General features: G+C 68.0%; 13 protein-coding genes. 6 read left to right on the top strand and 7 right to left on the bottom strand.

Features of this window, described 5'->3' with window-relative positions:
- The first annotated feature begins 21 nt into the window (after positions 1 to 21).
- Positions 22 to 459 (top strand): PaaI family thioesterase, encoded by a 438-nt coding sequence (locus ABFX36_RS06360; protein WP_006897635.1) that lies wholly within the window; start codon positions 22 to 24, stop codon positions 457 to 459.
- Between the two features lie 37 nt (positions 460 to 496).
- Here the strand turns inward: ABFX36_RS06360 and hemW are convergent, their stop codons facing one another.
- Positions 497 to 1,723, bottom strand: coding sequence for a radical SAM family heme chaperone HemW (hemW, locus tag ABFX36_RS06355; protein WP_428832046.1), 1,227 nt, complete (start codon positions 1,721 to 1,723; stop codon positions 497 to 499).
- Positions 1,724 to 2,038: 315 nt separating this feature from the next.
- Between hemW and ABFX36_RS06350 the strand changes: the two genes are divergently transcribed.
- Genes ABFX36_RS06350 through ABFX36_RS06330 form a run of 5 tightly spaced genes read left to right on the top strand, consistent with a single transcriptional unit; the run spans position 2,039 to position 7,504 of the window.
- Positions 2,039 to 3,760 (top strand): nitrite/sulfite reductase, encoded by a 1,722-nt coding sequence (locus tag ABFX36_RS06350; RefSeq protein WP_045539104.1) that lies wholly within the window; start codon positions 2,039 to 2,041, stop codon positions 3,758 to 3,760.
- Positions 3,761 to 3,770: 10 nt separating this feature from the next.
- Positions 3,771 to 4,499: a phosphoadenylyl-sulfate reductase gene (locus ABFX36_RS06345; protein ID WP_062367879.1), complete on the top strand. Its 729-nt coding sequence runs from the start codon at positions 3,771 to 3,773 to the stop codon at positions 4,497 to 4,499.
- Complete coding sequence (gene cysD, locus ABFX36_RS06340) at positions 4,496 to 5,470, top strand: sulfate adenylyltransferase subunit CysD (protein WP_039867885.1); 975 nt, start codon at positions 4,496 to 4,498, stop codon at positions 5,468 to 5,470. The genes ABFX36_RS06345 and cysD overlap by 4 nt, the downstream gene beginning before the upstream one ends.
- Positions 5,470 to 6,771 (top strand): sulfate adenylyltransferase subunit 1, encoded by a 1,302-nt coding sequence (locus tag ABFX36_RS06335; protein ID WP_006897630.1) that lies wholly within the window; start codon positions 5,470 to 5,472, stop codon positions 6,769 to 6,771. The genes cysD and ABFX36_RS06335 overlap by 1 nt, the downstream gene beginning before the upstream one ends.
- A 13-nt stretch (positions 6,772 to 6,784) precedes the next feature.
- Complete coding sequence (locus tag ABFX36_RS06330; RefSeq protein ID WP_006897629.1) at positions 6,785 to 7,504, top strand: sirohydrochlorin chelatase; 720 nt, start codon at positions 6,785 to 6,787, stop codon at positions 7,502 to 7,504.
- A 432-nt stretch (positions 7,505 to 7,936) separates the two neighbouring features.
- Here the strand turns inward: ABFX36_RS06330 and ABFX36_RS06325 are convergent, their stop codons facing one another.
- The 6 genes from ABFX36_RS06325 to ABFX36_RS06300 all read right to left on the bottom strand — a co-directional run bounded on the left by ABFX36_RS06325 (position 7,937) and on the right by ABFX36_RS06300 (position 13,889).
- Complete coding sequence (locus ABFX36_RS06325) at positions 7,937 to 9,565, bottom strand: AMP-binding protein (RefSeq protein ID WP_062367880.1); 1,629 nt, start codon at positions 9,563 to 9,565, stop codon at positions 7,937 to 7,939.
- Between the two features lie 143 nt (positions 9,566 to 9,708).
- A complete protein-coding gene (locus ABFX36_RS06320; RefSeq protein ID WP_006897627.1) occupies positions 9,709 to 10,704 on the bottom strand; it encodes a sulfate/molybdate ABC transporter ATP-binding protein in 996 nt (331 codons plus the stop codon).
- A 1-nt stretch (position 10,705) separates the two neighbouring features.
- Positions 10,706 to 11,617, bottom strand: coding sequence for a sulfate ABC transporter permease subunit CysW (gene cysW / locus ABFX36_RS06315; RefSeq protein ID WP_062367881.1), 912 nt, complete (start codon positions 11,615 to 11,617; stop codon positions 10,706 to 10,708).
- Positions 11,614 to 12,456, bottom strand: a complete 843-nt coding sequence (gene cysT, locus ABFX36_RS06310; protein WP_428832045.1) for a sulfate ABC transporter permease subunit CysT — start codon at positions 12,454 to 12,456, stop codon at positions 11,614 to 11,616. The genes cysW and cysT overlap by 4 nt, the downstream gene beginning before the upstream one ends.
- Positions 12,453 to 13,520, bottom strand: coding sequence for a sulfate ABC transporter substrate-binding protein (locus tag ABFX36_RS06305; protein ID WP_346075470.1), 1,068 nt, complete (start codon positions 13,518 to 13,520; stop codon positions 12,453 to 12,455). The genes cysT and ABFX36_RS06305 overlap by 4 nt, the downstream gene beginning before the upstream one ends.
- Before the next feature lie 168 nt (positions 13,521 to 13,688).
- On the bottom strand, positions 13,689 to 13,889 hold the full coding sequence (locus ABFX36_RS06300) for a hypothetical protein (RefSeq protein ID WP_346075468.1): 201 nt from the start codon (positions 13,887 to 13,889) through the stop codon (positions 13,689 to 13,691).
- Positions 13,890 to 13,992 lie beyond the last annotated feature (103 nt).

The raw sequence follows: 13,992 nt of genomic DNA, 5'->3' as shown, positions 1-13,992 counted from the left end.
ACTACGAAAAGGAGCATTCAGATGACGACCACCGCCGACCGACAGCCGGCCACCGGCTCGGACGCCATGCGCGCGTTCTTCCCCACATCACCGTTCATCGACACACTCGGCGTCGAGTTGATCGACATCGGCGAGGGCACCGCACACCTGCGCCTCCCGTTCGCCGAGTCCAACACCACGGTCGGGCCGATGGTCCACGGCGGAGCCATCGGAGCATGCGTGGATCTGGGCATCATGGCGGCCGCATGGGCGGGTGACGACCCGGTACCCGAGAAGCTGCGCGGGGTCACCGTCAGCATGTCCGTCAGCTTCATCGCACCCGCCATGAACGACGACATCGAGATCGTCGCGACCCGGCTTCGCAAGGGCCGGAGACTCAACCATTGCGCGGTCGAGATCCGGACCCGGGCCGACGACGGGCTCGTCGCGACGGGCAGCGGGGTCTACCAGACGGGATGACCGCCCTTCTCAGCCGCGACCGCACGGCCGAGGTCCGCTACTGCGCGACGAGGATGTCGCGGACCACGCCGTCGGCGAGCAGGCGTCCGCGATCGGTCAGCACATAGGCGCCCGCGACCGTCCGCAGCAGCCCCTGGGCCACCGCGGCGTCGGCTCGAATCCGTTCCGCGCCCGAGAGCACGTTCACGTCGAGCCCCTGGTGCATGCGCAGACGCAGCATCACCGCCTCGGTGTGCCGGTCGTCCGCGGTGAGGATCTCGTGGCCGCCGATCGGGAGCGAGCCGGAGGCCAGCGACGCCGAATAGGTGGCCGGATGCTTCTGATTCCACCAGCGCACCCCGTCCACATGCGAGTGCGCACCCGGGCCGATCCCCCACCAGTCGTCGCTGCGCCAATACGCCTCGTTGTGGCGGCACACCGAATCCGGGTCGGGCGACGCATCCGGGCGAGCGCGCGCCCAGTTCGACACCTCGTACCAGGCCATTCCCGCGGCGCGCAGACGCGAGTCGATCATCTCGTAGCGCGCCGCGAGCACATCGTCGTCGGGCATGGGGATCTCCCCGCGGCGCACCTTGCGGGCGAACCGCGTTCCGTCCTCCACGATCAGCGCGTAGGCCGAGACGTGGTCGACGGGGACCGACAGGACGGCGTCGAGCGAGGCGTCGAGATCCTCGTCGCGCTCACCCGGTGTCCCGTAGATCAGATCCAGATTGAGGTGCTCGAAGCCCGCCGCCGCGGCCTCGCGCGCGGCGTCGAGGGCACAGCCGGGCGTGTGCGTGCGTTCGAGTACCGCGAGTACGTGCCGCGCGGCCGACTGCATCCCGAGCGAGACGCGGGTGAACCCCGCGGCCCGCAGCCCTTCGAAGAACTCCGGCGACGTCGACTCCGGATTCGACTCCGTCGTCACCTCGGCGCCGGGCGCGAGGACGAACGAGTCGCGCACGGCCCCCAGCAGGTCGGCGAGCCCGTCGGCGCCGAGCAGCGACGGGGTGCCGCCGCCGACGAACACGGTGCCGACGCGCCGGCCCGGGGCCAGGAGCGCGGCGGCCTGATCGAGTTCGGCGCGCACCCCCTCCATCCAGCTCTGCGGGGACGACGACGAACCGAGTTCACCGGCCGTATACGTGTTGAAATCGCAGTATCCGCAGCGCGTGGCGCAGAACGGCACATGGAGGTAGAGGCTCAGCGGCCGACTGGGGTCGGCGGTCGCCACTGTGGTGCGTGCCTGTGCGGAGAGCGCCTCCGGAGCACGTCGGTCAATCACCTATCCATCATGACTCACGCCGTGTCAAGGATATTAATCTCACGCTGAGGAAAAATAACCCCAAGTAGACTGACCTCGTCGGACGTGGCACTATGGCAGTCGTGACTTCCTCAGGAGTGTGGCTCGCCGAACGGCGGCACATCGATCTCAAGCGCGTCTGCAGCGCTTTCTGTCGGCACTAGCCGACGTCTCGGCCTTTCGAGAAGTCCCGACCCGCCAGCCCATCGCGGGTCTCTGAGGATGCCGATCTTCGTCACATTCTGATTTCAGCCCAATCGTCGTGCCGTGCTGTGCGCTGCACGCTCAGGAGAACTGATGACGCTCACGTCCCCCACCACCGCGGAGCCGACGGAGACGCCCACCGAGGCGCCCCGCAAGCGCGCGCGTCCCACCAAGCGCCGATCCGAAGGCCAGTGGGCCCTCGGCTATCGCACCCCGCTCAACGCGAACGAGCAGAGCAAGCGCGACGACAACCCGCTCAATGTGCGGCGTCGCATCATCGACAGCTACCAGTACGTCGGCTTCGACGGCATCGACAAGGCCGACCTGCGGGGCCGTTTCCGCTGGATGGGCCTCTACACCCAGCGGGCCGAAGGATTCGACGGAACGTACTCGGGCGAAGCCCACATCGACGAGATCGAGGCGCCGTACTTCATGATGCGGGTCCGCACCGACGGCGGACAGCTGAACCTGGCGCAGGTGCGCACGCTGGCGTCGATCTCTCGCGACTTCGCCCGCGGTACCGCCGACGTCACCGACCGCCAGAACCTGCAATACCACTGGATCGAGATCGAGAACGTCCCGGAGATCTGGCGCCGGCTCGAAGAGGTCGGCCTGGAGACCACCGAGGCCTGCGGCGACTGCCCGCGCGGCATGCTCGGCTCTCCCCTGGCAGGGCTCTCCACCGACGAGGTCCTCGACGCCAGTCCGGCCCTCGCCGAGATCAAGCGCCGCTACATCGGCAACCCCGAGTACTCGAACCTGCCGCGCAAGTTCAAGACCGCCGTCTCGGGTCTGCAGGACGTGGTGCACGAGATCAACGACGTCTCGTTCGTCGGCGTCGAGCACCCCGAACACGGCCCCGGACTGGACCTCTGGGTCGGCGGCGGGCTCTCGACCAACCCGATGCTGGCCAAGCGGCTCGGTGTCTGGGTGCCGCTCGACGAGGTCCCCGACGTCTGGGAGGGCGTAGTCGCGATCTTCCGCGACTACGGCTACCGGCGCCTGCGTTCCAAGGCCCGGCTGAAGTTCCTGATGAAGGACTGGGGGCCGGAGAAGTTCCGCCAGGTCCTCGAAGACGAGTACCTGCACCGCAAGCTCATCGACGGCCCGGCGCCGACTCCGCCGAAGCAGCCAATCGACCACGTCGGCGTCACCAAGCAGAAGAACGGCCTGTACGCGGTCGGGTTCTCCGCCGTCTCCGGCCGACTGTCGGACGACGTGCTGTACGCGATCGCCGATGCCGCGGAGAAGGCAGGCAGCGACAGCGTCCGCTTCACGCCGTACCAGAAGCTGGTCGTGGTGAACGTCCCCGAGGACCGGATCGCCCAACTCGACGCGGACCTGACCGCCGTCGGCCTGCAGTCGAAGCCGTCGGTGTGGCGCCGGAACCTGATCGCGTGCACCGGTCTGGAGTACTGCAAGCTCTCGTTCACCGAGACCCGCAGCCGGTCGCAGGCTCTGGTTCCGGAGTTGGAGAAGCGTCTGGCCGAACTCAACGAGCAGCTCGACGTGCCGATCACCATCAACTTCAACGGCTGCCCCAACTCCTGCGCCCGCGTGCAGGTCGCCGACATCGGCCTCAAGGGTCAGCTGATCGACGACGACGGCACCCCGGTGGAGGGCTTCCAGGTGCATCTCGGCGGAAGCCTGGGCTTCGACAGCGGCTTCGGCCGAAAGCTGCGCCAGCACAAGATCTACGCCAGTGAGGCCACCGAGTACATCGAACGTCTCGTCCGCAATTTCATCGCAGGCCGCAACCCCGGCGAACGCTTCGCCGAATGGGCGGTCCGCGCCGACGACGCCGAACTGCAGTGAGGGAAAGACGATGACCATCACCACAGATGATCTGGACGAACTGAAGGCGATCGCGGAGGCCGGTGCCGAGCAGCTCGGACCCGACGCCACCGCCGAGGAACTGCTGCGCTGGACCGCCGAGACCTTCGGCCCGCACTTCGTCATCGCGGCGAACATGCAGGACGCCGTACTGATCGACGTCGCCGACAAGGCGATCGAGGACAAGGAGGCCGTCGGCGGCAGGCTCAAGGCGCTGTTCCTCGACACCGGCTACCACTTCGCCGAGACCCTCGGCACCCGGGACGCCGTCGAGCAGGTCTACGACCTCGAACTGCTCAACATCACGCCCGAGCAGACGGTGCAGGAGCAGGACGAGCTGGTCGGCAGAAATCTGTTCGCCACCGACGCGGCCGAATGCTGCCGGCTGCGCAAGGTGGTCCCGCTGCGCGGTGCCCTGGCACCCTTCCGCGCATGGGTCACCGGTATCCGCCGAGTGGAGGCGCCCACCCGCGCGAACGCACCGTTGATCTCCTTCGACGAGGGCTTCGGCCTGGTCAAGATCAATCCGCTCGCCGCATGGAGCGACGAGCAGTTCCAGGACTACATCGACAGCCACGGCGTCCTGGTGAATCCGCTGGTCGACGAGGGCTATCCCTCGATCGGGTGCGAACCGTGCACCGTCAAACCAGCCGCCGGAGCCGATCCGCGCAGCGGCCGTTGGGCCGGCAGCGCCAAGACAGAATGCGGGTTGCACGCATGAGCATCATCGAATCGACAGACGTCCAGTCCGCCGTCGCGGACCGTGACGAACACCGTCCTGAGCGAGCGCAGCGAGACGAGGGATTCACCACGCTCGACGCCCTCGAGTCCGAGGCCATCCACATCTTCCGCGAGGTGGCGGGCGAGTTCGAGCGGCCGGTGATCCTGTTCTCCGGCGGCAAGGACTCGACGTTGCTGCTGCACCTGGCGCTCAAGGCCTTCTGGCCCGCGCCGCTGCCGTTCTCGCTGCTGCACGTGGACACCGGCCACAACCTGCCGGAGATCATCGAGTTCCGCGACGAGATCGTCGAACGTCACGGCCTGCGCCTGCACGTCGCGAGCGTCGACGAGTATCTGGCCGACGGCCGTCTCACCGAGCGGCCGGACGGCATCCGCAACCCGCTGCAGACCATCCCGCTGCTGGACGGCATCAGCGAGAACCGCTTCGACGCCGTGTTCGGCGGCGCCCGGCGCGACGAAGAGCGGGCCCGCGCGAAGGAACGCATCTTCTCGCTGCGCAACGCCTTCGGCCAGTGGGACCCGAAGCGTCAGCGTCCCGAACTGTGGAACCTCTACAACGGCAGGCACGCTCCGGGCGAGCACGTGCGCGTGTTCCCGCTGAGCAACTGGACCGAGCTGGACGTGTGGCGTTACATCGCCCGCGAGCAGGTGCTGCTGGCGCCGCTGTACTACGCGCATGAGCGCGAGGTGTACCAGCGCGACGGCATGTGGATGACCGCCGGGCCGTGGGGAGGACCGCGCGAGGACGAGACCGTCGAGACCCGGATGGTGCGCTACCGCACCGTCGGCGACGGCTCCACCACCGGTGCGGTGCTGTCCGAGGCCACCGACAACGAAGCCGTTCTGGCCGAGGTCGCCGCATCGCGGCTGACCGAACGCGGAGCCACCCGCGGCGACGACCGCGTCTCCGAGGCCGCCATGGAAGACCGCAAGCGCGAAGGATATTTCTGATGAAGCACTCCCCCGACCTTCTGCGCATCGCCACGGCCGGTTCCGTGGACGACGGCAAGTCGACCCTCGTCGGCCGCCTGCTGTACGACACCAAGTCGGTGCTCGCCGACCAGATCGACGCCGTCACCAAGGCCTCGGTGGACCGCGGCATGGACACCCCGGACCTGTCGCTCCTGGTCGACGGCCTGCGCGCCGAGCGCGAGCAGGGCATCACCATCGACGTCGCGTACCGCTACTTCGCGACCCCCGCCCGGTCGTTCGTCCTCGCCGACACCCCCGGCCACGTGCAGTACACGCGCAACACCGTCTCCGGAGCGTCTACCGCGCAGCTGGTGATCCTGCTGGTCGACGCCCGCAGCGGCGTCGTCGCCCAGACGCGTCGGCACGCCGCCGTGATGGCCCTGCTCGGCGTTCCGCGGCTGGTGCTCGCAGTCAACAAGATCGACCTCGTGGAGAACGCCGCCGAGGTGTTCGCCGAGATCTCGGCCGAGTTCAACCAGATCACCGCTTCGCTCGGCTACTCGCCCGAGCAGGTCCAGGAGATCCCGGTCTCGGCGCTCCACGGCGACAATGTCGCGATCCGCTCGGAGAACACGCCGTACTACGACGGTCCGACTCTGATCGAGCATCTGGAGACGGTGCCGAACGAGCTCGACCGCGGGCAGGTCGGACTCCGGTTCCCCGTGCAGTACGTGATCCGGCCGCGCACCCCCGAGTACCCGGATTACCGCGGCTACGCCGGTCTGGTGGCCGCGGGAAGCGTGTCGGTCGGCGACGAGATCGTCGTCCAGCCGTCCGGTCTGCGCTCGACGATCGCGAAGATCGACACCCCCGACGGCGAGCTGGACACGGCGCACGCCGGCCGGAGCGTCACGCTGCTGTTGACCGACGACATCGACATCTCGCGCGGCGATCTGATCGCCTCGGCGGCCGATGCGCCGGAGCCCGCGCAGCAGTTCACCACCACGGTGTGCTGGCTGTCGGAGAAGCCGCTGCGTGCCGGTGCCCGCCTGCTGTTGAAGCACGGCGCCAAGACCACGCAGGTGATCGTCGGCGGCCTCGACGCGCTCTTCGACGAGCAGAACCTCGCCCTGGTCGAGGCACCGGAGTCGATCGAGTTGAACCAGATCGGACGGGTCTCGCTGATGACCGCCGAGCCGATCCCGGCCGACGACTACTCGCGCAGCCGCGAGTCGGGCAGCTTCCTGTTGATCGATCCGCAGGGCGGCAACACCCTCGGTGCCGGCCTGGTCGGCGACGCGCTGGCGGCGCTCGAGCTGCCGTCGCCGGCCTTGGCGTGACCGCCCGGTCCGGATGACCACGCTCGTTCTCGCCGCGCACGGCAGTCGTGATCCGCGCTTCAGCGTCACCGCGCGCCGGGTGGCCGATGCGGTGCGCATCGCGCTGCCCGGCGTGACGGTGGAGCTGGCATACCTCGACCTGACCGCTCCGCTGCTCACCGATGTTCTCGGGTCCGTGTCCGGCGAAGTGGTGGTCGTTCCGTTGCTGTTCGGCGACGGCTACCACAGCAAGGTGGATCTGCCCGCGCTGATCGACGCGGCCCACGCCGCGAATCCCGCCGCGACCATCGTCCAGACTCCGGTCGTGGGCCGGCACTCCCCGGTTCCGGCGCTGGTCGAGCGGCTGTCGGAGGCCGGTGCCGGCCCTCGCGACGGCGTGCTGATGCTCGCCGTCGGATCGTCGGACGCCGGCAGCGACGCTTCGGTGATCGGACGCGGCCGCGAGCTCTCCGCAGCGCTCGGCCGGCCGGTACGCACGCTCTTCGCCACCCGTCTGGGCCGTGACGGCGCCGCCGTTCGGGAGACGGTCGACGCACTCCTGGCCGACGGCGCCGACCGCGTCGCGGTCAGTCCGTTGTTCCTATCGGCGGGCCTGTTGACCGATCGGGTGGAGCGGTATCTCGACGCGATGGACGTACCGATGGTCGTGGCCGGTCCTGTCGCCGACCACCCGTGTCTGGTGGACGCAGTCGCTCGCCTGTACACAGCCGCCGCGGTCGTCGTCGCGAGCTGACTCCCGAGTTCGCTTCCTCCGGGCCCCGGGAGTCTCGACACGCACACTCACTGCGTTCGCGCGCTGCTCGACAACCCTGCGAAGCCCGAGGCAACCCTGCGAGACCAGCCCGAGACAACCCTGCCAAACCCAGCCCGAGGCCACCCTGCCAAACCCAGCCCAAGGCCCGTCGAGTCGCGAGGAACGAAGTGACGAAGCGAATCGAGACATACGCACACGTCTCGACACGCACACTCACTACGTTCGCGCGCTGCTCGACAACCCTGCGAGGCCCGAGGCCACCCTGCGAGACCCAGCCCGAGGCCCGTCGAGTCGCGAGGAACGAAGTGACGAAGCGAATCGAGACATACGCGCGTCTCGACACGCACACTCACTGCGTTCGCGCGCTGCTCGACAACCCTGCAGACCCAGCCCGAGACAACCCTCAAACGGTCAGCCTTGGATGCGCATGGTCGAGTCGCCCCAGGCGGCGTCGCGGAGTTCGTTCTTGCGGATCTTGCCGGTCGACGTCTTCGGCAGATCGTCGACGAACTCCACCTCGCGCGGAGCCTTGTAGCCCGCGATCCGGCTCTTCACGTGTGCGATCACCTCGGCCTCGGTGAGCTGTTCGCCCGGCTTGCGCACCGCGTAGGCCTTCGGGCGCTCGCCCCACTTGTCGTCCGGCACGCCGACCACCGCGACGTCGACGATCGCGGGATGGCTCACCACCGCCTGCTCCACCTCGATGGTCGAGATGTTCTCACCGCCGGAGATGATGACGTCCTTGGCCCGGTCGAGGAGCTGCACGTAGCCGTCGGGATGCATCACGCCGAGATCGCCCGAGTGGAACCAGCCTCCGGCGAAGGCCTCGGCGGTGCGCTCCGGATCCTCGAAGTAACCCTTCATCACCACATTGCCGCGCATCACGATCTCGCCCATCATCACACCGTCGGGCTCCACATCCACCAGGGTCCCGTCCTCGGCGGGCTCCGGGAGAACGACGCGGAGCCGATCGGCGGTGATCATCCCGACGCCCTGCCGTGCCATGCGCACGGCCAGTTCCTCGCCCGACAGCGACGACCAGCTCGCGCTGGGCTCGCACACCGAGTACGGGCCGTAGGTCTCGGTGAGACCGTAGACGTGCACGAGCTCGATCCCCAGATTGCGGATCGCGCGAATGATCGTGGGGCTCGGCGGCGCCCCCGCGGTCGCGATGGTCAGGGGCCGGTCCATCCGGTGGGCCTCGCCCGCGGTGGCGAGTGTGGTCAGCACCGTCGGCGCGCCACTCATCTGGGTCACCAGTTCGGTGTCGATGAGACGCCACATGTCGTCGCCGCGAACCGCCCGCAGGCACACGTGCGTGCCCGCGACCGCCGTCACCGACCAGGGGCCGCACCAGCCGTTGCAGTGGAACATCGGCAGGGTCCACAGGTAGCGGGTGTCGATGCCGAATCCTTGGGTGAGCACGTTGCCCAGCGAGGCCAGGTACGCACCGCGATGGGTGTACATCACGCCCTTGGGCTCGCCGGTGGTGCCCGAGGTGTAGTTGATGCTGATCAGCGAGTTCTCGTCGTCGACCTCCCACGGGATCGGGCTGTCGGAGCCGCGTGCCGTCAGCTCGTCGTACCGCAGATCGCCCGCACCGGTGTACTCGCCGTCGACGCTCGGGGTCTCGACCACCTCGCGCACGGTCTCGAATTCCACGCCCGCGAGCGCCTCGAGGAACGGCGCGTCGCCGACCAGCAGACGTGCTCCCGAGTGATTGCAGATGTAGCGGACCTCGGCGGGTGCGAGACGGGTGTTGACCGCCACCAGCACGCCGCCGGCGAGCGGCACCGCGAAGTGCGCGACCAGCATCTCCAGCGAATTGGTCGCCAGATACGCCACTCGGTCGCCCTCTCCGATCCCAGAGGCACGCAGGGCTTGGGCCAGACGGGTCACCTCAGCCGCCAGCTCGCGGTACGTGCGTCGCCGACCGCCGTCGACGGCCGCCTCCTTGTCCGGATGCACCTCGACGGCACGGTCGAGGAATCGCAGGGGCGTCAGCGGGCTGTCGAGTCCGGATCGGGCGGGAAGCGTCATGGTGTGACCCCTTCGGGGAGTGGTGGTGCAGTGTGACCCGACCACCATAGTCCAATGACACTCAGTGCCACCATAGGTCCGAAGTCTTTGCGCCGAACGGTCGAACCCCTGCGATCTACGGCACTTCGTGCCGTACCGAATCCCTAGTCGGCCGAGAGTTGCGGCACTTTCGTGGCGCGCGCGAAGATGTCCTCGCCGGCCACCAGACGCAGGGCGTTCTGGTCACCGCGCGTGATCTGCGCGACGAACTCCTCGCCCGACGCCGCCGAGACCAGTTCCACGCGGGTCTCGAAGCCGAGATTCACCACGCGCTTCACCCGCGCCTTGATCACGCCGGTGTCCAGCGCGGTCTCGGCGGGCGGATAGACCATCTCGGCCGAGCGGCCGAGCCGGATGTCGTGCGGACGCACCAGTTCGCCGTTCAACCGCGAAATCGATCCGAGGAACGACGCGACGAAGACGTTGTCCGGCCGGTCGTACAGATCGTCGGGCTTGCCGACCTGCTCGATGCGCCCCTTGTTCAGCACCGCGATCCGGTCGGAGACGTCGAGCGCCTCCTGCTGGTCGTGTGTCACGAGGACCGTCGTCACGTGCACTTCATCGTGCAGCTGACGCAGCCATTTGCGCAGGTCCTCACGCACTTTGGCGTCGAGGGCGCCGAAGGGCTCGTCGAGCAGGAGCACCTGCGGATCAACGGCCAGAGCGCGGGCCAACGCCATCCGCTGACGCTGACCGCCCGAGAGCTGAGCCGGATAGCGCTTCTGAAAGACGGTGAGTCCGACGATGTCGAGCAGCTCGTCGACCTTCGCCTTGATCTCGTGCTTGGGACGCTTGCGGATCTTCAGGCCGAAGGCGATGTTGTCGCGGACAGTGAGGTGCTTGAACGCGGCGTAGTGCTGGAAGACGAACCCGATGTCGCGCTGCTGCGGCGACGCACCCGAGACGTCGACGCCGTTGATCCGTACCGTTCCCGAATCGAGCCGATCCAGACCCGCGATGGCGCGCAGGAGCGTCGACTTGCCCGATCCCGACGGGCCGAGCAGGGAGGTCAGGGATCCCTCCGGGATGTCGATGGAGACGTCGTCGAGGGCCGCGAAGTCGCCGTAGCGCTTGTTGGCGCCGATCACCGAGATGGACATGTCAGTTGTTCTCCTCGCCCGCGCCGACGGCCGTCGGCGCGTGGGCAGCCTCGTGTTCGTTCCGGTCCGCGGACACGGCCTTCATCGTCTCCGCGCTCGCATCCGCGAGCTTGCCCTTGGCCCGGCGCTCGATGAGCGTCATCACGACCAGGACGAGAATGGCGACCATCATGAGCAGGGTCGCCGCGGCGTACGCCCCGTACTCGTTGTAGTCGTCGGTGTACCTCGAGTTCACCAGCAGCGTCAGCGTCTGCGAGACTCCCGGGAAGTTCGACGACACCATCGTGACCGCGCCGAATTCGCCGAGCGCGCGGGCGATCGTCAGGACCACACCGTAGGTGAGACCCCATCGGACGGCGGGCAGTGTGATCCGGCTGAACGTCTGCCAGCCGGTGGCGCCGAGCGTCGCGGCGGCCTCCTCCTGCTCGGTGCCGATCTCGCGCAGCACCGGCTCCACCTCGCGGACGACGAAAGGCAGGGTGACGAAGATCGTGGCGAGCACCATGCCCGGGATCCCGAAGATGACGCGGAATCCGAGCGACTCGATGCCGCCGAACCAGCCCTCGGCGCCCCACAGGGCGATCAGCGCCACGCCGACCACCACCGGCGACACCGCGAACGGCAGATCGACCACCGCCTGCAGCACGCCCTTGCCCCGGAACCGGCCGCGCGCGAGGGCGAGAGCGGTCAGGACTCCGAAGATCACGTTGAGCGGCACCACGATCGCCACGATGAGCAATGTGAGCTGGAGCGCCGAGATGGCCGCCGGCGTGGTGATCCACTCCCAGAACTGCCCCAGCCCGTGCTCGAACGATCGCCAGAAGATCAGTCCGACGGGTACGACGAGCAGCACCGTCAGGTACAGCAGTGCGATGGATCGCAGCGTCAATCTGGTGAGACGAGAGACGATCATTCCGAGCCCTCCCGGCGGGTCTGGATCTTGGCCACGACACGCAGCAGGAACAGGACGACGAAGGCGATGACCAGCAATGCCACGGACACTGCGGCCGCGTTCACCGGCTCGTCGACCTCGATCTGCTGCTGGATGTACTGCGAAGCGACCTGCGTCTTGCCCGGGATGTTGCCGCCGATCAGAACCACCGAACCGAACTCGCCGATCGCGCGGGTGAACGCCAGTCCGGCACCGCTGAGGATCGCGGGCAGCAGCGCGGGCAGCACGATCCGCGACCAGATCACCCGATTGCCGGCGCCCAGGACCGCGGCCGCCTCCTCCACCGAGGTGTCGAGTTCCATCAAGACCGGCTGCACCTGCCGGACGACGAAGGGCAGCGTCACGAAGGTCAGCGCGAGGACGACGCCCGGCTGAGTGGCCGCCAGGTGGATGTCGAAGGGACTGTTGGGCCCGTAGAGGGCGAGCAGCACCAGGCTGGCGACGATGGTGGGCAGCGCGAAGGGCAGATCGATGATGGCGTTGACGACACCCTTGCCTGGGAACTCGTCACGCACCAGCACCCAGGCGATGACGGTGCCGAACACCACGTTGACGACGCCGACGATCAGCGACACCACGACGGTGATGCCCAGCGCCTGCAGCGCCGCCGGATCGGTGATGCCGTCCCAGAATCCGCCCGCGCCGTCGTCGAAGGCCTGAGCGGCGATCGCGGCCAGCGGAAGCAGCACGATGATGCTGAGCCACAGCCCGGTGATCCCGAGCGAGAGCGGTCCGTCAGGCCGCCATCCGCGGCGCGGCGCGAAGTCCTGTGTCTCGTGAGAGACGCGCTCGGTGGTCACCGTCCGGCCTCCCTCGCGTAGATCTCACTGATGTCGCCGCCGTCGCCGAACAACTGCTTGTCGACCTTCTTCCAGCCGCCGAGATCGGCGACGGTCCACTCCTTGCGGATGTCTCCGGGGAAAAGGCGGGCGGTCTCCCGTGCGACGTCCGGATCCACCGGCCGGAATCCCGCCTCGGCCCACAGCTTCTGGCCCGGGGTCGAGAACAGGTACCTGACGAAGGCCCGCGCGGCGGCCGGATCGGTGCTCGTGTTGACCACCGCGACCGGATTCTCGATCTTGAAGGTGACCGAGGGCACGATGTAGTCGATGCGGTCGGCCGGCGGCGAACTCGCATTCTTGCGGGACAGCATGATGGCCTCGTTCTCATAGCTGATGAGGACGTCGCCCTGCCCCTGCTGGAAGGCCGAGGTGGCCTCACGTCCGGACTTCGGCAGCACCTTCACGTGATCGCGGACCAAGGCGCTGACGTAGTCCAGCCCGGCCTGCGGGTTCCGGCCGCCGTCGCTCTTGGCCGCGTACGGAGCGAGCAGGTTCCACTTCGCGGACCCGGAACTGCCCGGGTTCGGCGTCACCACTTCGATGCCTGGCCGCAGGAGATCGTCCCACGTATGGATGTTCTTGGGGTTGCCCTGGCGGACGACGAGCGCGACCACCGACCCGAAGGGAATCGAATCGTTCGGCGCTTGCTGCTGCCAGTCCTCATCGACGACACCGGCGTCGACCAGCCGGGTGATGTCGGGCTCCACGGAGAAGTTGACGACGTCGGCCGGCAGCCCGCGGGCCACCTTCCGCGACTGATCGCCGGACGCGCCGTACGACTGGGAGAAGCCGATGTCGTGACCTTCCGGCGTCGCGCGGAAACCGGGAATCACCACGTCGAAGCCCACTTTGGGGGTCGCGTAGGCCACCAGGTTGAGATGCCTGCTGCCCGAGGAGATGTCGATGCCGTCGGGACGGTCGGTGGATCCGCCGCTGCACCCGGCCAGCGCGGCGACGAGTGCCAGCGCGACCGTCACGCATGCCGCCTTGAGGGCTGCGCGCTGAAGAGTTCCCGTGCTCACCCGAAGAACCTAACCACCGCGCCGGGCCGCTCTCAACGCCGCGATTCGTGTCTCCGCAAGGGTGGTGACTCGGCGTCGAGGTTGTGCTAGCGGAGGATCAGCCAGGCGAGCAACACGAGAACGAGCAGTGCCACCAGAGCAATCGTGACCTTGGAACGAAACATCGCGTCAGATACCCAATCCGTGATCGTCGTCGGCCTCCGCGCGGCCGAGCTTCGAGAAGAGTCGTCCGACCAGGTAGTTCACCCCGGACGCGGCGAGCGTGGCCAACGGCACCAGCACCACGGCGGTGACGATGAGCTGCGGGACGAAGGGCAGACCGGTGAGCCACTCCTCGACCCCGTCCCACCAGGACAGAACGCCGTTCACCGCTCGATCACCTCATCTGCACTCGCACTCGCGCGGTTTCGCCCACACTGATTTGAAACCCTACTCGCCGGGTGCCTGCGACGGGGGTCACGCCACCGTCCCG

The organism is Gordonia cholesterolivorans, from assembly GCF_039531975.1.
Taxonomy (GTDB): Bacteria; Actinomycetota; Actinomycetes; order Mycobacteriales; family Mycobacteriaceae; genus Gordonia; species Gordonia sihwensis.
The sequence above is the reverse complement of the archived record's forward strand: the minus strand, read 5'-3'. Positions and strand labels throughout refer to the sequence as shown.

Coding starts and splice junctions, on each gene's coding strand:
- ABFX36_RS06360 (WP_006897635.1), top strand. CDS start 22: ATGACGACCACCGCCGACCGACAGCCGGCCACCGGCTCGGACGCCATG.
- ABFX36_RS06350 (WP_045539104.1), top strand. CDS start 2,039: ATGACGCTCACGTCCCCCACCACCGCGGAGCCGACGGAGACGCCCACC.
- ABFX36_RS06345 (WP_062367879.1), top strand. CDS start 3,771: ATGACCATCACCACAGATGATCTGGACGAACTGAAGGCGATCGCGGAG.
- cysD (WP_039867885.1), top strand. CDS start 4,496: ATGAGCATCATCGAATCGACAGACGTCCAGTCCGCCGTCGCGGACCGT.
- ABFX36_RS06335 (WP_006897630.1), top strand. CDS start 5,470: ATGAAGCACTCCCCCGACCTTCTGCGCATCGCCACGGCCGGTTCCGTG.
- ABFX36_RS06330 (WP_006897629.1), top strand. CDS start 6,785: ATGACCACGCTCGTTCTCGCCGCGCACGGCAGTCGTGATCCGCGCTTC.
- ABFX36_RS06325 (WP_062367880.1), bottom strand. CDS start 9,565: ATGACGCTTCCCGCCCGATCCGGACTCGACAGCCCGCTGACGCCCCTG.
- ABFX36_RS06320 (WP_006897627.1), bottom strand. CDS start 10,704: ATGTCCATCTCGGTGATCGGCGCCAACAAGCGCTACGGCGACTTCGCG.
- cysW (WP_062367881.1), bottom strand. CDS start 11,617: ATGATCGTCTCTCGTCTCACCAGATTGACGCTGCGATCCATCGCACTG.